The sequence below is a fragment of the Streptomyces sp. WAC07094 genome (genome assembly GCF_036320405.1).
Taxonomy (GTDB): domain Bacteria; phylum Actinomycetota; class Actinomycetes; order Streptomycetales; family Streptomycetaceae; genus Streptomyces; species Streptomyces lannensis.
On record NZ_JAVMJZ010000001.1, the window covers coordinates 4,909,374 to 4,927,239 of the forward strand.

At 72.0% G+C, this 17,866-nt stretch carries 14 protein-coding genes; 11 read left to right on the forward strand and 3 right to left on the reverse strand.

What is annotated here, in order from left to right:
- The first annotated feature begins 185 nt into the window (after positions 1–185).
- Positions 186–3,725, forward strand: coding sequence for a transcription-repair coupling factor (mfd, locus tag RCR19_RS21770; protein ID WP_331266650.1), 3,540 nt, complete (start codon positions 186–188; stop codon positions 3,723–3,725).
- 119 nt (positions 3,726–3,844) lie between these two features.
- On the opposite strand, the gene RCR19_RS21775 is transcribed toward mfd, so the two are convergent.
- Positions 3,845–4,558, reverse strand: a complete 714-nt coding sequence (locus tag RCR19_RS21775; protein ID WP_331266651.1) for a TetR/AcrR family transcriptional regulator — start codon at positions 4,556–4,558, stop codon at positions 3,845–3,847.
- Between the two features lie 100 nt (positions 4,559–4,658).
- On the opposite strand from RCR19_RS21775, the gene RCR19_RS21780 reads away from it, so the two are divergent.
- Together RCR19_RS21780 and RCR19_RS21785 are read left to right on the forward strand one after the other, a co-directional pair.
- The gene (locus tag RCR19_RS21780; RefSeq protein ID WP_331266652.1) at positions 4,659–5,576 is read left to right on the forward strand and encodes a hypothetical protein; all 918 of its coding nucleotides are present in this window, start codon (positions 4,659–4,661) and stop codon (positions 5,574–5,576) included.
- Positions 5,577–5,803: 227 nt separating this feature from the next.
- A complete protein-coding gene (locus RCR19_RS21785; RefSeq protein WP_331266653.1) occupies positions 5,804–6,601 on the forward strand; it encodes an HNH endonuclease family protein in 798 nt (265 codons plus the stop codon).
- 220 nt (positions 6,602–6,821) lie between these two features.
- On the opposite strand, the gene RCR19_RS21790 is transcribed toward RCR19_RS21785, so the two are convergent.
- Entirely contained in the window at positions 6,822–7,571 is a 750-nt protein-coding gene (locus RCR19_RS21790) for a hypothetical protein (protein ID WP_331266654.1), read from the reverse strand.
- A 174-nt stretch (positions 7,572–7,745) separates the two neighbouring features.
- A complete protein-coding gene (locus RCR19_RS21795; protein ID WP_331266655.1) occupies positions 7,746–7,988 on the reverse strand; it encodes a hypothetical protein in 243 nt (80 codons plus the stop codon).
- A 261-nt stretch (positions 7,989–8,249) separates the two neighbouring features.
- On the opposite strand from RCR19_RS21795, the gene RCR19_RS21800 reads away from it, so the two are divergent.
- The 8 genes from RCR19_RS21800 (at position 8,250) to RCR19_RS21835 (ending at position 17,860) form a co-directional block, all read left to right on the forward strand.
- Positions 8,250–10,256 carry an N-6 DNA methylase gene (locus RCR19_RS21800; protein ID WP_331266656.1) on the forward strand — a complete coding sequence of 669 codons (2,007 nt, stop codon included), beginning with the start codon at positions 8,250–8,252 and terminating at the stop codon, positions 10,254–10,256.
- Between the two features lie 166 nt (positions 10,257–10,422).
- Complete coding sequence (locus RCR19_RS21805; protein WP_331266657.1) at positions 10,423–10,980, forward strand: hypothetical protein; 558 nt, start codon at positions 10,423–10,425, stop codon at positions 10,978–10,980.
- 38 nt (positions 10,981–11,018) lie between these two features.
- A complete protein-coding gene (locus RCR19_RS21810; protein WP_331269514.1) occupies positions 11,019–12,500 on the forward strand; it encodes a serine/threonine-protein kinase in 1,482 nt (493 codons plus the stop codon).
- 143 nt (positions 12,501–12,643) lie between these two features.
- On the forward strand, positions 12,644–13,471 hold the full coding sequence (locus tag RCR19_RS21815) for a glycoside hydrolase domain-containing protein (RefSeq protein WP_331266658.1): 828 nt from the start codon (positions 12,644–12,646) through the stop codon (positions 13,469–13,471).
- A gap of 137 nt (positions 13,472–13,608) precedes the next feature.
- Complete coding sequence (locus RCR19_RS21820; RefSeq protein ID WP_331266659.1) at positions 13,609–14,259, forward strand: SurA N-terminal domain-containing protein; 651 nt, start codon at positions 13,609–13,611, stop codon at positions 14,257–14,259.
- A 64-nt stretch (positions 14,260–14,323) separates the two neighbouring features.
- Positions 14,324–15,331, forward strand: coding sequence for a nucleoside triphosphate pyrophosphohydrolase (locus RCR19_RS21825; protein ID WP_331266660.1), 1,008 nt, complete (start codon positions 14,324–14,326; stop codon positions 15,329–15,331).
- A 38-nt stretch (positions 15,332–15,369) separates the two neighbouring features.
- Positions 15,370–16,686, forward strand: a complete 1,317-nt coding sequence (locus RCR19_RS21830) for a cytochrome P450 (RefSeq protein WP_331266661.1) — start codon at positions 15,370–15,372, stop codon at positions 16,684–16,686.
- Positions 16,687–16,864: 178 nt separating this feature from the next.
- Positions 16,865–17,860: a transglycosylase family protein gene (locus RCR19_RS21835; protein WP_331269515.1), complete on the forward strand. Its 996-nt coding sequence runs from the start codon at positions 16,865–16,867 to the stop codon at positions 17,858–17,860.
- Positions 17,861–17,866: the final 6 nt, after the last annotated feature.

Below are 17,866 nucleotides of genomic sequence, written 5' to 3' on the forward strand. Positions count from 1 at the left end.
GCTCCGAGCCCCCCGCCGCGGCGGATTCCCCGGGGGGCGGTTGCACTCCGTGCCGGGCGTGCGACGGCGGGCGTTGTCCACAGGCCCGGCGTACACCCGCGCAGCGTCGTACGCTGGACAACCCCGGCCCCCGAAACCTCGCGGCCGGGTGTTCGTGTTGCCCACCCGGGACGGGATGCCCCTTCATGAGCCTGCACGGTCTGCTCGACGCCGTCGTCAAGGACACCGCCCTCGCCGAAGCGATCCAGGCGGCCGCAGACGGCAACCGCATGCATGTCGACCTGGTCGGCCCGCCGGCGGCACGCCCCTTCGCGATCGCCGCCCTGGCCCGCGAGACCGACCGGCCCGTGCTGGCCGTGACCGCGACCGGCCGGGAGGCCGAGGACCTGGCGGCTGCCCTGCGCTCCCTGCTGCCCCCCGACGGCGTGGTGGAGTACCCGTCGTGGGAGACCCTCCCGCACGAGCGGCTCAGCCCTCGCAGCGACACCGTCGGCCGTCGGCTCGCCGTCCTCAGACGGCTCGCCCACCCGAGGCCGGACGACCCGGAGACCGGACCGGTCTCGGTTGTCGTAGCCCCCGTGCGTTCCGTGCTCCAGCCCCAGGTCAAGGGGCTGGGCGACCTGGAGCCGGTCGCGCTGCGCACCGGGCAGCGGGCCGACCTGGAGGAGATCGTGGGCGCGCTGGCCGCGGCCGCGTACTCCCGGGTCGAGCTGGTGGAGAAGCGCGGCGAGTTCGCCGTGCGCGGCGGCATCCTGGACGTCTTCCCGCCCACCGAGGAACACCCCCTGCGCATCGAGTTCTGGGGCGACGACGTCGAGGAGATCCGCTACTTCAAGGTCGCCGACCAGCGCTCCCTGGAGGTCGCCGAGCACGGCCTGTGGGCGCCCCCGTGCCGTGAGCTGCTGCTGACCGACGACGTGCGGCGGCGGGCCGCCGCCCTCGCCGAGGCGCACCCCGAGCTGGGCGAGCTGCTCGGCAAGATCGCCGAGGGCATCGCGGTCGAGGGCATGGAGTCCCTCGCCCCCGTGCTCGTCGACGACATGGAACTCCTCCTGGACGTTCTGCCGGCGCGCGCCATGGCCGTCGTCTGCGACCCCGAGCGGGTGCGGACCCGGGCCGCGGACCTGGTGGCCACCAGCCAGGAGTTCCTGCAGGCGTCCTGGGCGGCCACCGCGGGCGGCGGCGAGGCGCCGATCGACGTCGGCGCGGCCTCCCTGTGGTCCATCGCGGACGTCCGGGAGCGCGGCCGCGAGCTGGGCATGCTGTGGTGGTCGGTGTCGCCGTTCGCGGCCGACGACGAGCTGGACTCCCTGGACGGGGACACCCTCAAGCTCGGCATGCACGCGACCGAGACCTACCGCGGCGACACCGCGAAGGCACTCGCCGACACCAAGGGCTGGCTCGCCGACGGCTGGCGCGCCGTGTTCGTGACCGAGGGCCACGGCCCCGCGTCGCGCACGGTCGAGGTGCTGGGCGGCGAGGGCATCGCGGCCCGTCTGGACGCCGACCTCGGGGAGATGTCCCCATCGCTCGTGCATGTGGCGTGCGGCTCGATCGACTACGGCTTCGTGGACCCCGCGCTCGGACTCGCCGTGCTCACCGAGACCGACCTCTCCGGGCAGAAGGCGGCCGGACGCGACGGCACCCGCATGCCGGCCCGGCGCCGCAAGACCATCGACCCGCTGACCCTGGAGCCGGGCGACTACATCGTCCACGAACAGCACGGCGTGGGCCGCTACATCGAGATGGTGCAGCGCACCGTGCAGGGCGCGACCCGCGAGTACCTGGTGGTGGAGTACGCGCCGGCCAAGCGCGGCCAGCCCGGCGACCGGCTGTACATCCCCACCGACCAGCTGGAGCAGATCACCAAGTACGTCGGCGGCGAGGCCCCGACGCTGCACCGCCTGGGCGGCGCCGACTGGACCAAGACCAAGGCCCGCGCGAAGAAGGCGGTCAAGGAGATCGCCGCGGACCTGATCAAGCTGTACAGCGCGCGGATGGCGGCACCCGGCCATGCCTTCGGCGGGGACACGCCCTGGCAGCGGGAGCTGGAGGACGCGTTCCCCTATGTGGAGACGCCCGACCAGCTGACCACGATCGCCGAGGTCAAGGACGACATGGAGAAGTCGGTCCCGATGGACCGACTGATCTGCGGCGACGTGGGCTACGGCAAGACGGAGATCGCGGTCAGGGCGGCCTTCAAGGCCGTGCAGGACGGCAAGCAGGTCGCCGTCCTCGTCCCCACCACCCTGCTGGTGCAGCAGCACTTCGGCACGTTCAGCGAGAGGTACTCGCAGTTCCCCGTGAACGTGCGGGCGCTGTCCCGCTTCCAGACGGAGACGCAGGCGAAGGCGGTCCTGGAGGGACTCAGGGACGGCTCGGTCGACCTCGTCATCGGCACGCACCGGCTGTTCTCCTCGGAGACCAAGTTCAAGGACCTGGGCCTGGTCATCGTCGACGAGGAGCAGCGCTTCGGCGTCGAGCACAAGGAGCAGCTGAAGAAGCTGCGCGCGAACGTCGATGTGCTCACCATGTCGGCGACGCCCATCCCGCGCACGCTGGAGATGGCCGTGACGGGCATCCGCGAGATGTCCACCATCACGACCCCGCCGGAGGAGCGGCACCCGGTCCTGACCTTCGTGGGCCCCTATGAGGAGAAGCAGATCGGCGCCGCCATCCGCCGTGAACTGCTGCGCGAGGGCCAGGTCTTCTACATCCACAACCGGGTGGAGTCGATCGACCGTGCCGCGGCGCGCCTGCGCGAGATCGTCCCCGAGGCGCGGATCGCCACGGCCCACGGCCAGATGTCGGAGCAGACGCTGGAACAGGTGGTCGTCGACTTCTGGGAGAAGAAGTACGACGTCCTGGTCTCCACGACGATCGTCGAGTCCGGTATCGACATCTCGAACGCGAACACCCTGATCGTCGAGCGTGGCGACAACTTCGGCCTCTCCCAGCTGCACCAGCTCCGCGGTCGTGTGGGCCGGGGCCGCGAGCGCGGTTACGCCTACTTCCTGTACCCGCCGGAGAAGCCCCTCACGGAGACCGCCCACGAACGCCTCGCGACGATCGCCCAGCACACGGAGATGGGCGCGGGCATGTACGTGGCGATGAAGGACCTGGAGATCCGAGGCGCGGGCAACCTCCTCGGCGGCGAGCAGTCGGGCCACATCGCGGGCGTCGGCTTCGACCTGTACGTGCGGATGGTCGGTGAGGCCGTCGCCGACTACCGCGCGTCCCTGGACGGCGGGGTGGAGGAGGAGCCGCCGCTCGAGGTGAAGATCGAGCTCCCGGTCGACGCACACGTCCCGCACGACTACGCCCCGGGCGAGCGGCTGCGTCTGCAGGCCTACCGTGCGATCGCCTCCGTGAACACGGAGGAGGACATCAAGTCCGTCCGCGAGGAACTCGTCGACCGCTACGGCAAGCTGCCCGAGCCTGTCGAGAACCTCCTCCTGGTGGCGGCCCTGCGCATGCTCGCCCGTGCCTGCGGCGTCGGCGAGATCGTGCTGCAGGGCAACAACATCCGCTTCGCCCCGGTGGAGTTGAGGGAGTCCCAGGAGCTGCGGGTCAAGCGGCTCTACCCCGGCACGGTCATCAAGCCGACGGCCCACCAGGTCCTGGTGCCGCGCCCGAAGACCGCGAAGGTGGGCGGAAAGCCGCTGGTCGGCCGGGAACTGCTGGGCTGGGTCGGGGAGTTCCTGACCTCGATCCTCGGGTCCTAGGGGCCCGTACGGTTCGGGCCGCGGGCCCCGGCGGACCGCCGGGGCCCACCGGCCTTCCGTCCGCCGGTGTGTCGCCCTCGGGCGTCGGTTCCGTCGGCGCCCTGTTCTCCGGTGCCTTCTCAGCCGGAGCGGAACAGCATCCCGGCCAGCGTGCGGAAGACCTCCTCGGGGTCCCGGTCGCCGATCGGGGCGTCGAGATTGTGGCCGAGGAGGAGTGTCGCGAAGCCGTGGGCCAGGGACCAGGCGGCGACACCGGCGAGGCGGGCGTCGGCGGCACGGCCCGCCGACTCCGAGTCCGCGACGGCCGTGCGCAGGCGCTCGCCCGCCAGAGCCCGGGCCGCCGTCAGTTCCACGTCGTTCCCGCGCAGCAGCTCCGGTGTGAACATCACCTGGAAATGGGCCGGATGCCCGGTCGCGAATCGCACATAGCGGACGCCGGCGTCGCGCAGGCCGTCGGCGTCGCCGAGCGCCGCGGCGAGCAGGGCGTAACCCTCGGCCGCGATCGCCGTGAGCAGGCCGGTGCGGTCCTTGAAGTGATGGGCGGGAGCCGCGTGCGAGACGCCCGCGCGACGGGCCAGATCGCGCAGGCTGAGCGCGGACGGGCCGTCGGTGCTGATGACGTCGAGGGCCGCGGACAGGATCGCGCGGCGCAGGTCGCCGTGGTGGTAGCGGCGGGAGGGCGGCCCTTCGGCCTCCTCGGGCCGCGCGGCCTCTTCGGCCCGGCCGGTCCCCGCGTCCCGCACGGCTTCCTCGGTCCCGGCGGGGTCGGCGGCCGACGTGGTCGTGGTGTCGTTCGCGGTCCGGGTGGTCTTCGCGGTCCTGGCGGCGGTCATGTCCAGCAGCGTACGCGGAATCTAGGCATTGACAAGTTCAGTGGGGTCCGGCAATCTAGTCAGTGTCAAGTTCCATGGTGGCCGAGACGAGGGGTGGGTCATGTCCGGGAATGTCGAGAGCCCGACGAGCGCCGGGGTCGCGGGGGAGCGCGACGCGGTCGAGCCGGGCCGGGTAAGGCAGTTGTGGCACTTGCTCGAGCCTTTGCACGCACTGCTCTACTACGCGCCCGAGGCCTTCGAGGAAGCGGCCGCGCTCGGGTACGGCATCGGGGAGCGCTGGCCGAGCTACTTCCCGTACCGCGCCGCGCCGTTGGGTGCCGTCGGCGGTGAGCGTGCGGCCTCCGCCTTCTACAGCTTCAGCCCGCGCATGGTCGCCGAGAACATCGTTCCCGCATGGCGCGTCGCGCGTCCGGAGGCCGTGCTGAAGGCACGGGAGCGGGCGGTCGACCGGGTCTACCGGTCGATACTGAGCGACCGTGTCGACAGCCCCGAACTCGCGAGGGCCGCCGCGCTCGCCCGTCGCGCGGCCGAGGCCGCGAACACCGCCGGCCGCCCCCTCGCCGCCGCCAACGCCGAACTGCCCTGGCCCCGAGCGCCGCACCAGCAGCTGTGGCACGCGGCCACGATCCTGCGCGAGCACCGCGGTGACGGCCATCTCGCGGCCCTCCTCGTCGCGGGCCTGGACCCGGTCGAGTCCCTGGTCTCCTTCGCCGCGATAGGCGCGGCTTCGGTGGAGCGCTTCGAGAGCCGGGGCTGGACGTCCCAGGAGTGGGCGGCGGCCCGGGACCGGCTCGTTGCCCGCGGCCTGGTGAACCAGGACGGCACGGCGACAGAGGCCGGCCGCGAGCTGAGGCGCCGGGTCGAGCAGCACACCGATGAGCTCGCCGCACAGCCCTGGCTGGCGTCGGGCCCGGCCGCGGCGGCCGAACTGGCCGACCTGCTGGGTGAGTTCTGGGTGGCCGCGCTGAGCTCGGGTCTGCTCCCCTCCGAGACGACGCTCGGCATCGGGAAGGTATGAGGAAGCGCCAAGGCGGCGACGGGGGCCGAACGGTTCGGCGGGGCAGTCCCCGGCCCCGGGACCGGCCGAGCGCGCCCCGGCCGGCCGTACGCGCCCGGCGTGCACCCGGTCGACCGCCGGGCGGTGGTGTGGGCATGACGTCCCGGCCGCTACGGTGAGATCAGGGAAACCGTGCCCACGGGGGGCGGTTCGGACGAGTGCTACGGGCAAGGGGAGGGCGGGGCGCCATGCGTTCCGAGAGGCATATGAGGCACATCGGCGGAACCCGGCGCGTCCTTGTGGCGTCCGCGGCCCTGCTCGGCACCGGGCTGCTGCTCACGGGCTGCGACAGCGCCGACTTCCCCATCGACGGCTCCGCCTCGGGCGCCGGTGTCCCGGCACAGAGCGGTCGCGCGGTGAGCCCGCTGGACAACCCCGACGGCACGAAGCCGGGACTGGCCGCGATCACCTCGGCGGCGGACAAGGCGAAGGCGCGCACGCTGATCGAGAAGGTGGCCACAAAGGGGCGCGGCCCCAAGACGGGCTACGAGCGGGACAAGTTCGGGTACGCCTGGATGGACTCCGCCCCCGGCGGCATTCCCTTCGCGCACAACGGGTGCGATTCCAGGAACGATCTCCTGAAGCGTGACGGGGAGCAGGTCCGCTTCCGGTCGGGCTCGGACTGCGTCGTCACCTCCCTGACGCTGCACGACCCCTACACTGGCAAGACGATCGAGTGGACCAAGTCCCGTGCCACCACGATCCAGATAGACCACGTGATGCCGCTCTCCTACGACTGGCAGATGGGCGCCGCGCACTGGACGAAGGGCAAGCGCGAGGACATCGCCAACGACCCGCTCAACCTGATCCCGGTGGACGGCCCCACCAACGGCTCCAAGAGCGACTCGGGCCCGGCCGCCTGGCTGCCCCCGAGCAAGGGGATCCGCTGTTCCTACGCGGTGCGCTTCGCCCAGGTGTCGCAGAAGTACGACCTTCCCGTCACGGCCGCCGACAAGCAGGCGATGCTGGCCCAGTGCGGCGGCTGACCGCTCCCACCTGCGCGTGCCCTGTGTGACGGGTGCCGGATCCCTGCCGCCCGCCCGTCCGCCCGTCCGGCCGCCTGTGCCCGCGTGTCCGCACCGCCGGACGGTGTGCCTTCGCCGAGGCGCGACATGCGGGCAGGGCTCCGGTCGTGAAGGGCGCCGTGGGTCGGTGCGGGCGGGGCCGCCCCCTCCGTTCGGCCCCGACCGCACCGCCCGGTTCATGTCAGCCGCCCAGCTTGTCCAGGTCGAGGACGTCGCCCTTGGGCGCGGCGGCCGGAACGGGCTTCTCGTAGTCCGTGAAGACGATCGTGCCCGGGTCCTTCTTGGAGGTGCTGGTGACCTTCAGGAGGTAGGGCTTGCCCTCGGCGGCGACGTACAGCGTGTAGCGGTCGCTGCCTTCCTTCTCCTCCAGGACGATCGCCGAAGTGCCGTCGACCGTGGTCGTCCGGCCGCGGGTCGCGTCCGAGTTCACGTTCCGGGCGTCGGCCAGCACCGTGTTGAGGTCGCAGAAGCCCGCGATGTCCTTGGCGTCCTGGCCCTTGGCCGACATCTTGGTCCACTTGCCGGCCATCATGGCCACCACCGCGTCGGTGTCGGCCTTGGACTCGCCCTTGCCCTGGGCGCGCAGGAACGCCTCGTCGTACTTCATGTAGACGGTGTCGCCGCTCTTGACCAGGTCGGCCTTGCCCTGTCCGCTCATGTTCATCGTGCCGGCGCACTCGCCCTTCTTGTTCAGGGCCATGTCGATCCGGATCGTGCCCGCGCTCTCGTCGTCGGGGACATCGCCCTTGATACGCAGCGACGTCGCATCGGTGGTGGCCTTCACGGCCCGGTCGGCGATCTCGCCCCCGGTCATCCCGGCGAACGGGCCCTTGGGCTTGTCGTCGGCCGTGTTCTGGCCGGGCAGGCAGCCGGTGAGTCCCGCGGTGGCCGCGGCGGCGAGGCAGAGAGCGGCAAGTGCGGTGCGACGCATGGGAGTTCCTCGAGGTGAGATGGCGTGGAATGAAGTGAGTGGAAGCCGCAGGAGTGCGGGTGCGCGATGGCATGCCCGCCCCGGTGGGGCGGCGAGTCGGGACGACGTCGTCCCGGCCCGGCGGTCCGTCGCCCGGAAGCAGGCGTCGTGCACGCCGACGGTGACGACGGTGGTTCAGGTGACGACGGCGTTCGCCTTGACGGACCCGGGGGAGTGCGGGGCGTTCTCGCCGCACTGCCGGGAGCGCCGGGCGCAGGTCCGCACGGTGCGGTCCGGTGATGGCCCGGAGCGCCGCCCCGCGGGTGCGGACGGCCCCCTGCCGTCCCCGCCGGCTCGGGCATCCGCGTTCGCCGACGCCTTGCCGATGACGACGTCGCAGGTCACGACGCTCAACACGATGCCTGTACCGATGCCCACGGCAGTCCCCCTCCCCCGTACCGACTGTGGCCGCTGCCTTTCCCGGGCGGCCGTTCGTCCGATGAGTCAATAAGACCAGAGCTTGTGAACCGAGTCAACACGAACTCATTTTTGAGTCGAGTACACGCGCGTGAAAGGGTGGATCTTGCGTGTATCGGTATGCTCGACGCCATGTGACGGGTGCACCGCACGCGACGACCACCGCGGGCAACGGCGTCGCACGGGCAGTCGGACCGCACAGGGCAGAGGGGAGCCGGGCGGGTGCAGGACAACGGGACAGAGGTGACCGCCGCCGGGATCGCCCGGCTCGCGGGTGTCGGCCGCGCCGCCGTCAGCAACTGGCGCCGCCGCCATACGGACTTCCCCAAGCCGATCGGCGGCACCGAGACAAGTCCCTCCTTCGCCCTCGCCGACATCGAGGAATGGCTGCGCCGCCAGGGAAAGTTGGCCGAGGTGCCCCTGCGGGAGCGCGTGTGGCAGCAGACCGCCGGCCACCCGGAGGGACCCGTCACGGCCCTGGTGCACGCGGGCTGCGCCCTGGTGCTCGTCCACGACCGGCCGACGGTCTGGAAGGAGGCGAGCGCCGGTTCGGACGCCCGACTCGCGGAACTGCTGCCCACGGCCCTGGAGCAGGTGCTCACCCCCCGCACGGGCGTGCCGGTCCCCACACCCGCCGAGCTCCTGCCCTCCGCCCCGCTGCTGCGCGCCGCCGCCCAGCTCGCCGCCGAGCTGGGCGCTCCAGGGGCATACGAGTTCCTGCTCGGACGCCATCTCGACGCCAACCCACGCCAGTACACGCTCACCCCGGGCGATCTCGCCGCCCTGATGGCGGACCTCGCCGGCCCCGCCCGGACGGTTCTCGACCCGGCCTGCGGCACGGGCGCCCTGCTGCGGGCCGTCGCTCCCGCTCCCGCCCAGGAACTGCACGGCCAGGACAGCGACCAGCATCTCGCCGCGCTCAGCGCGCTGCGCCTCACGCTGCACACGAAGGCGGCCGTGCGCACCGCAGCGGGCGACAGCCTCCGGGCCGACGCCTTCGACACCCTCCGGGCAGACGCCGTGCTGTGCCACCCGCCGTTCAACGAGCGCAACTGGGGCCACGACGAACTCGCCTACGACCCCCGCTGGGAGTACGGCTTCCCGGCCCGTATGGAGTCCGAACTCGCCTGGGTGCAGCATGCGCTGGCCCGTCTCAAGGACGGCGGCACCGCTGTCCTGCTGATGCCGCCCGCTGCCGCCTCCCGGCGCTCCGGCCGCCGCATCCGTGCCGATCTGCTGCGCCGCGGCGCCCTGCGGGCCGTGCTCGCCCTGCCCGCCGGTGCGGCACCACCGCACAACATCCCGTTGCACCTGTGGGTGCTGCGCCGCCCCGCATCGGCCGCCGTACAGCCCGAGTTGCTGGTCGCGGACGCCGGGGCACTCACGGCCGAGGGACGGGGCGGACCCGACTGGCAGGCGGTGCGCTCGATGATGCTCGACGCCTGGCGCCGGTTCGCCCGCAACGGCAGCGCACCTTCGGTGCCGGGCCTGAGCCGGTCCGTTCCCGTCATCGAACTCCTCGACGACGACGTCGATCTGGCCCCCGCCCGCCATCTGCCGCCTGCCGCGGCGGGCGGCGGCGCCGAGGAGCTCGGTGCCCTGCGGGCACGCCTGGACGAGACCCTCCGCCTCACCGCCGACCTCGCCCCGCCCGCCGCCGACACCACCGAACAGGGCCGCTGGCCGATCACCACGGTCGGCGAACTGGCCCGTGCGGGCGCGCTGGTGATGCGGACCGGCGGACACGGCCCCCATGCGCGTGTGCTCACCGACCACGACGTCGTCGCCGGTGTCGCGCCCTCCGGCACGCTGCCCGACTCCGGGGAGGACCCGGTCCTCGTCGAGGAGGGCGACGTGGTCGTCCCGGTCCTGGGCGGCGGCGCCGTCGCGCGGGTGATCGACGAGGCGACCGCGGGGGCGGCGCTCGGGCGCAACCTCACGCTGCTGCGCCCCGACCCGGCCGCCGTCGATCCCTGGTTCCTCGCCGGTTTCCTGCGCGGCACCGCCAACAACCGCCAGGCCAGCAGCTACGCCTCCACCGCGACCCGGCTCGACGTGCGCCGGCTCCAACTGCCGAGGCTGCCGCTCGACAAGCAGCGCCGTTACGGCGCGCGCTTCCGGGCGCTCGCCGCGTTCGAGGACACCTTGCGCCTCGCGGGCCGCCTAGGTGACCAACTCGTGCGCGGCCTGTACGACGGACTGACGGACGGCAGGGTCGCGCCGGACTGACGGGCGCACCCGGGCCGCCGCACCCGCATCCCGCGCCCCGCCCGACGCCTCGACCGGATCACAAGGACAACGGTTCGGTGCAACCCGTGACCGTGTGTCCGAGCCGGGCTATACGCTCGGACCTCGACACTCGTACGCTCGTCCTCACCCGGTCCCAGGAGCAGTCATGTACGGCCACGGCGCGGCGCCGCCCACCCGCACGTCGGGCACCGTCATCACCCTGCGGGTGCTGTTCGTCATCGCGGGCTTCCTCAGCTGCGGGCTGCTCTCCTGCCTGCCGCTGTTCCGGGTGGCAGTGCTGCGTGGCAGGCGGACGGACTGGCTGCTGGCCTGGATCAGTCTTCCGGTGGCCATCGGCTGCCTCGCCGTCGTCGGATCCGTCCCCGAGAGCGACCACCGGGGCGACGTCGCGCTGGCGATGGTCCTCATCCTCGGCGCGTTCAGCGGTGCCTACTTCTTGGTGTTCGACATACGCCACCACCGAGCCCAGCCTCCCCTCGGCCCCGCACCGCAGCAGACGGGCGCCTACCTGCCGCCGCAGCCGCCGCCGCAGGGCTACGGATATCCACCGGTCCCCCAGCCGTACCAGGCGGCGCAGCATCCGCCGCAGTACACGCCGCCGACCCCGCCACCGCAGCGTCCCGCGCCTGCCCGCATCGACCAGGTACGCGCCGAACTGGACGAACTGAGCGACTACCTTCGCAAGCACGAGGACGGTAGGTGAGCGTGGCGACCGGACGCGTCGTCGCCGGCCGCTACGAACTGTCGACGCTCATCGGCCAAGGCGGTATGGGCCAGGTCTGGACGGCGTACGACCAGCGGCTGGACCGCCGGGTGGCCGTCAAGCTGCTGCGTCCCGACAAGGTGGCCGGCCACGAGGCCGACGAACTGCGCAGCCGTTTCGCGCGGGAGTGCCGGGTGACCGCGCAGGTCGACCACCCGGGGCTGGTCACCGTGCACGACGCCGGCAGCGAGGGGGAGGAGCTGTACCTCGTCATGCAGTACGTCGACGGGGCCGACCTCGCCGACCACCTCGCGGAGCACGATCCCTACCCCTGGCAGTGGGTGGTGGCGGTCGCCGCCCAACTGTGCGCCGTGCTGTCCGCGGTGCACGCCGTGCCGATCATCCACCGGGATCTCAAGCCGCGGAACGTGATGGTCAAGCAGGACGGTACGGTCACCGTCCTGGATCTCGGCGTGGCCTCGGTCATGGACACCGACACCACCCGCCTCACCCATACCGGTTCCCCCATCGGCTCGCCGGCCTACATGGCGCCCGAGCAGGCGATGGGCGGGGCCGTCGGCCCGTACACCGACCTGTACGCCCTCGGTGTGCTCATGCACGAACTCCTCAGCGGGGACGTGCCGTTCACCGGCGCCACCGCGCTCGGGGTGCTGCACCGCCACCTCTACGAGCCCCCGGTTCCGGTGCGCCGGCTGCGCCCCGAGGTGCCGGAGCCGCTCGAATCGCTCGTCCTGCGTCTGCTCGCCAAGGACCCGCAGCACCGCCCCGCCTCGGCCCAGGAGACGTACGAGCACCTGCTTCCGCTGCTCCCGGCGCGCGGCATACCCACGGGCGCCCCGCTCGACCCCACCCGGCCCTTCCTGCGCCCGTACGCCCCATGGCCCGATCGGGCGCGCACCCCGGCGCCCCGGCCGCAGGCGGCGCCCGCGGTCGAGAAGCCCGATGTCGCCGGTGCCGTCGACGAGGTCAAGCGGCTGCTCGGCGAAGGCCGCATCACCCAGGCCGTCGACATACTGGGCGCGATCCTCCCGGCGGCGGCCTCCCAGCACGGCGAGCACTCTCCGGTCGTCCGCACGCTGCGCAAGCAGTACGCGGCGACCCTCATGGACGACGGCCAGTACCGGCGGGCGCTGCCCGAACTCCGCCGCCTCGCGGACGAACGCGCCGCCGAGGTGGGCCAGGCGGACCCTCAGGCCCTGCGCTTCCGCTTCGACGCCGCGCAGTGCCTCGAGCAACTGGGCGATCCGGCCGCGGCGCTCGCCGAGTACCGGGCACTGCTGCCGTACTACGAGAACCAGTACGTGGCGGGCGACCCCGAACTCGCCCATGACGTCCGCCGCCGCATCGGCCATCTGCTGCTGGCACTGGGCGACCGGGCGGCCGCCCACGACACGCTCGCACGGCTCCTGCACGAGGTCGAACGGCTGCGGGGCCCAGGTCATCCGCTGGCCGTGGACGTCCGACGGACGCTCCAGTGGCTGGGGCAGGTGCGCGGCTGAGCGACGTCCGAGGCCCTTGCTTTTGCCGGGCTTTGGAGAAATCTTGTGGGGCCCGGGGGGTTACGTTTTCCGATCACGGAAGCACCAACCACTAGGTTGCCTCCGTTTGTGTCATACACGATCGATCATGGGTGGGGACCTTCATGTCGAATCACCGGCTGTCCAGGAAGCGCAGATACATCGCCTGGGGGGTGACGGGCGCTGCCGTGGTCGCGGGGGCCGGGATCGCCGCGCAGACCTCGATGGCGGCCACGACCTGGCCCGCCCAGAAGACCTACACGGGCCGCGCCTTCGACACCTGCACCGCGCCCTCGCTGTCCGCGATGAAGGCATGGAAGGGCGGTCTGTACGGTGCGGCAGCCGTGTACGTGGGCGGCAAGAACCGCGGCTGCAGCCAGCCCAACCTCACGGCGTCCTGGGTGAAGTCGGTCAGTTCGCTCGGTTGGAAGCTCATCCCGATCTACGTCGGCGCCCAGCCGTCCTGCCAGACCGGTACCAACCCCGAGAAGCTGACCGCCTCCACGGCCGCCTCCCTCGGCACGAAGGACGGCGCGGACGCGGTGGCCAAGGCCTCGGCGCTCGGGATGAAGGCCGGCAGCGCGATCTACCTCGACATGGAGCCGTACGACATCACCAACAAGTCGTGCAACGACGCGGTGCTCACCTACGTCCGCTCCTTCACCAAGACGCTGCGCGCCAAGACGTACCGCGCCGGCTTCTACGGCTTCAGCAGCTCCAGCGCCAAGGCCGTCGCGACCGCGACGAACAAGACGGACCTTCCGGGCAACCTCTGGTACGCCCTGTGGGACAAGCAGAACACCACCACCACGGACTGGCCGTGGGGCAAGACCCAGTACACCGGCCACAGCCGCGGTCATCAGTACATGGTCAACAGCAAGGAGACCAGGGGCGGTTACACGCTCACCGTGGACCGGGACGCGTGGGACGCGCCGGTCGCCATCACCGGCTGAGCCCGGGGCGGACGCGGCGGTGCCCGAAGTCCCGGCGAATCGTTGGTTCGAATGGGTTGGCCAGAGCCTGGTCACTGCCTACCATCGATCTTCGCAAGACCTTGTGCATCGCCGCACAATCTCCTCGGGAGGCCACCTTGCACCGCCGTCGCACCGCGATCGCCCTCAGCGCCGCCCTGGCCGCGGCTCCCCTCCTCACCGCGTGCGGCGGGTCCCCCCATGCGGGTGCCGCAGCCGTTGTCGGAGGGCAGCGGATCACGGTCGCACAGCTGGAGAGCCGGGTGAACGAGGTGCGCACGGCGCAGCGCGCCGCCGCCACCGACGACGCCCAGTACCAGCAGACACTCGCCCAGACCAGCAGCCTCACCCGGGACACGCTCCACACCATGGTGCTCGACCGGGTCCTGAACCGTGCCGCCAAGGAGGCGGGCGTCGGCGTCACCCGCAGTGACGTCGAGCAGATGCGGCAGGGCCTGGAGCAGCAGGCGGGCGGCAGCAAGGCGCTGCAGTCGGCGTGGCTGCAGCAGTACGGGGTCGCACCCCAGCGTCTCGACGACAGCCTCCGCACCGAGGTCCAGGCCCAGAAGTTGGCAGGGTCACTCGGTGTCGACATGAACACGACCGACGGTAAGGCCGCGTTCTGGACGGCGATGGCGCAGGCGTCCAAGGAGCTCGGCATCAAGCTCAATCCCCGCTACGGCACCTGGGACGTGCAGAAGAGCAGCCGCGTGGACGCGAGGACGCCGTGGGTCAAGGAGGTCACCGTGACGCCCGGACAGCAGGCGTAGCACGGTCGGTGCGGGGCCCGTGGACCGCGTACGGGCCGTCGGTGGCGTGCGTTACGTTCGAAGGGTGAACACCACCAGCTCCCGCGCCCAGGGTCCGCACGGGACCGAAGCCTCCGAGGCGGCCGTCGGCCGTATCGTCCTGCTCACCACCAGCCACCGGGTCGCACCGGGTCTGCTGTCCTGGCCCGCCTGGCAGGTGCTGCGGGACGCCGACCGGGTCAGCTGCGCGGACGGCGCGCACCCCCAGCTGCCCTATCTGCGTGAGGCGGGCATCGTGGTCGACGAGGCCGCCCCGTCCGCACAGGAGCTGATCGAGGCCTGCGCCGGCGGCCGTACGGTCGTCGTCGTCGCGACCGGCGAGGGAGAGCCCCGGCTCACCGACGGCCTGGCCCGGCTGGCGGGCTCGGGGCGGGTGCGGATGCCGGAGCTCGAGCTGCTGCCCGCGTCGTACGACCTGCCCGGGGCCCGGCTGCTCGACCTCGTCCAGGTCATGGACCGCATCCGCGCCGAGTGCCCCTGGTCCTCCCGGCAGACCCACCGGGGTCTGGCCAAGTACGGCATCGAGGAGGCGTACGAGCTGGTCGAGGCGATCGAGGCGGGCGACCGGGACGAACTGCGCGAGGAACTGGGAGACGTCCTGCTCCAGGTCGTCTTCCACTCGCGCATCGCGCAGGAGGACCCGGACGCCCCGTTCTCCATCGACGACGTGGCGGGCGGCATCGTGGCCAAGCTGATCCACCGCCACCCGCATGTGTTCGGCGACGAGACCGCCACGACGCCGGAAGAGGTCAAGGAGCACTGGCTGCGCACCAAGGCCCTCGAGAAGCAGCGCACTTCGGTGACGGAGGGCGTCCCCCTCGGCCAGCCGGGCCTGGCGCTCGCGGCCAAGCTGTCGTCCCGCGCCCGCACGGCCGGTCTCGACGTCCCGCTGCCGCACGGGGAGGGCGTCGGATACGAACTGCTGGCGATGGCCGCGCGCGCCGAGGCCGAGGGTGTGGACCCCGAGGCGGCGCTGCGGGCGGCCGCCCGTACCTACCGGGACGCGATCCGGGAGGCGGAGAGCGGCGGCTGAGGTGCGGCCCGCTGCGGGCGGCCGGATACCGTCGACGGGTGACCGACGAGCCCCGCCCCGCGCGCACGAACCCCACCCCTGAGCTCTTCACCTGGGAGTTCGCCGCCGACCCGTATCCCGCCTACGCCTGGCTCCGCGAGCATGCCCCCGTGCACCGGACCAGGCTGCCCAGCGGTGTCGAGGCCTGGCTTGTCACCCGTTACGCCGACGCCAAGCAGGCCCTGGCCGACCAGCGGCTCAGCAAGAACCCGGCGCATCACGACGAACCGGCACACGCCAGGGGCAGGACCGGCATCCCCGGCGAGCGCAAGGCCGAGCTGATGACTCATCTGCTCAACATCGATCCGCCGGACCACACGCGGCTGCGCCGGCTCGTCTCCAAGGCCTTCACACCCCGGCGCGTCGCCGAGTTCGCGCCGAGGGTGCAGGAGTTGACCGACCGGCTCATCGACGGGTTCGCGGGCCGCGGCTCCGCCGACCTCATCCACGAGTTCGCCTTCCCGCTCCCCATCTACGCCATCTGCGACATGCTCGGCGTGCCCCGCGAGGACCAGGACGACTTCCGGGACTGGGCGGGGATGATGATCCGGCACGGCGGGGGGCCGAGGGGCGGAGTCGCCCGGTCCGTCAAGAAGATGCGCGGCTACCTCGCCGACCTCATCCACCGCAAGCGGGAGGCCCTGCCCGAGGCGCCCGGCCCCGGCGAGGACCTGATCTCCGGGCTCATCCGCGCCTCGGACCACGGCGAGCACCTCACCGAGAACGAGGCCGCCGCCATGGCCTTCATCCTGCTCTTCGCCGGGTTCGAGACCACGGTCAACCTCATCGGCAACGGCACCTACGCCCTCCTCGGCCACCCGGAGCAGCGAGCCCGGCTCCAGGGCTCCCTCGCCCGCGGCGAGCGGTCGCTGCTCGAGACCGGCGTGGAGGAACTCCTTCGCTACGACGGCCCGGTGGAGCTCGCCACCTGGCGCTTCGCCACACAGCCGGTCGCCATCGGGGGCGGGCAGGACATCGCCCCCGGGGACCCGGTGCTCGTCGTGCTCGCGGCGGCCGACCGGGATCCGGAGCGGTTCGCGGACCCCGATGTGCTCGACCTCGCCCGTCGTGACAATCAGCACCTCGGATACGGACACGGCATCCACTACTGCCTGGGCGCTCCGCTCGCCCGCATCGAGGGGCAGACGGCGCTCGCCACCCTCCTGACCCGCCTGCCGGACCTGCGACTTGCGGTGGATTCCGCCGATCTGCGCTGGCGCGGCGGGCTCATTATGCGCGGATTGCGCACGCTTCCCGTGGAGTTCACACCGATTCCGGAAAAAGATCATTTCCGTACCGCCGACTCCACCGAATGACACGGTGAACGCTCGGCCGGTCACAGGAGGGTGACGGTCCCTCACCACTGTGATCTTCACGTGATCTGCGCTGCATTAACTTGTGACAAGCGGCCGAGTGCCGATACGTTCACGCAGCAACGGGGCGGCACGCCACAGCCGCCGCGGGGTTCACTGCTGTCGTGTGAAAGGCAACCGCATGCTCTCCGGGAACGGTCGTCACCGTCGCCCCCGCCAGGCTCCGGCCCTCCTCGTCGCAGCAGGGGTGACCGGCTCGGCGATCGCGATTCCGCTTCTGGGCGCCGGCGGCGCGAGCGCGGCCGACGGCACCACCTGGGACCGGGTCGCGCAGTGCGAGAGCGGCGGCTCCTGGAGCGCCGACACCGGGAACGGCCGCTACGGCGGGCTGCAGTTGACGCAGCGGGACTGGGAGCGGCACGGCGGTCTCGCCTACGCCTCGAGCCCCGACCGGGCGAGCCGTTCGCAGCAGATCGCCGTCGCCGAGAGGATTCTCGCCGACCAGGGCTCCTCCGTCTGGTCCGCCTGCGCGCTGGTCGCGGGACTGAACGAGGACTCCGGCTCCGCGGACGTCGACACGGGCGTGGCGGGCGACTCGTCGGACGGAGGCTCCTCCGACTTCGGGCTCGACTCCGGCTTGTCCGACTCATCCGGAACATCCGCTTCGACGAACCCGTCCTCCTCTTCGTCTTCGTCGGAGTCGTCCGACTCCTCCTCTTCGTCCCCCTCTTCCGGTACGTCCCATGACAGCGACGGTGACCGTCCGGGCGCCGGCACCTTCCGGGGCGACGACGACTCATCCACCGGTGCGAAGGGTGATGAGTCGGACAAGTCCGGGCGGAGTGGCGCTTCTTCGGGTGACGATGCGGGTGAGGCGTCCGGCGTCGGACGTCACCGCGGTGGCAGCGCCGACGAGGGCGACTCCGGCAGCCGTGCGGGCGACTCGGCGGGCCGGCATGCCTCGCGGGACTCCCGGGTCGCACGCGACGGTGTCGACGGCTCGTACACCGTCCGCCCCGGGGACAATCTGTCGGACATCGCCGACTCCCTTGACCTCTCCGGCGGGTGGCGGGCGCTCTACAAGGCCAACGAGCAGACGGTCGGCGCCGATCCGGACCTCATCCTCCCCGGTCAGAGCCTTGCGCTCGACGTGGACCCGACCGCCGGGAAGCACTGAACTGCC

Coding starts and splice junctions, on each gene's coding strand:
- RCR19_RS21775 (WP_331266651.1), bottom strand. CDS start 4,558: ATGACCGCCGCCAGGACCGCGAAGACCACCCGGACCGCGAACGACACC.
- RCR19_RS21815 (WP_331266658.1), top strand. CDS start 12,644: ATGTCGAATCACCGGCTGTCCAGGAAGCGCAGATACATCGCCTGGGGG.
- RCR19_RS21790 (WP_331266654.1), bottom strand. CDS start 7,571: ATGCGTCGCACCGCACTTGCCGCTCTCTGCCTCGCCGCCGCGGCCACC.
- RCR19_RS21835 (WP_331269515.1), top strand. CDS start 16,865: ATGCTCTCCGGGAACGGTCGTCACCGTCGCCCCCGCCAGGCTCCGGCC.
- RCR19_RS21780 (WP_331266652.1), top strand. CDS start 4,659: ATGTCCGGGAATGTCGAGAGCCCGACGAGCGCCGGGGTCGCGGGGGAG.
- RCR19_RS21785 (WP_331266653.1), top strand. CDS start 5,804: ATGCGTTCCGAGAGGCATATGAGGCACATCGGCGGAACCCGGCGCGTC.
- RCR19_RS21805 (WP_331266657.1), top strand. CDS start 10,423: ATGTACGGCCACGGCGCGGCGCCGCCCACCCGCACGTCGGGCACCGTC.
- mfd (WP_331266650.1), top strand. CDS start 186: ATGAGCCTGCACGGTCTGCTCGACGCCGTCGTCAAGGACACCGCCCTC.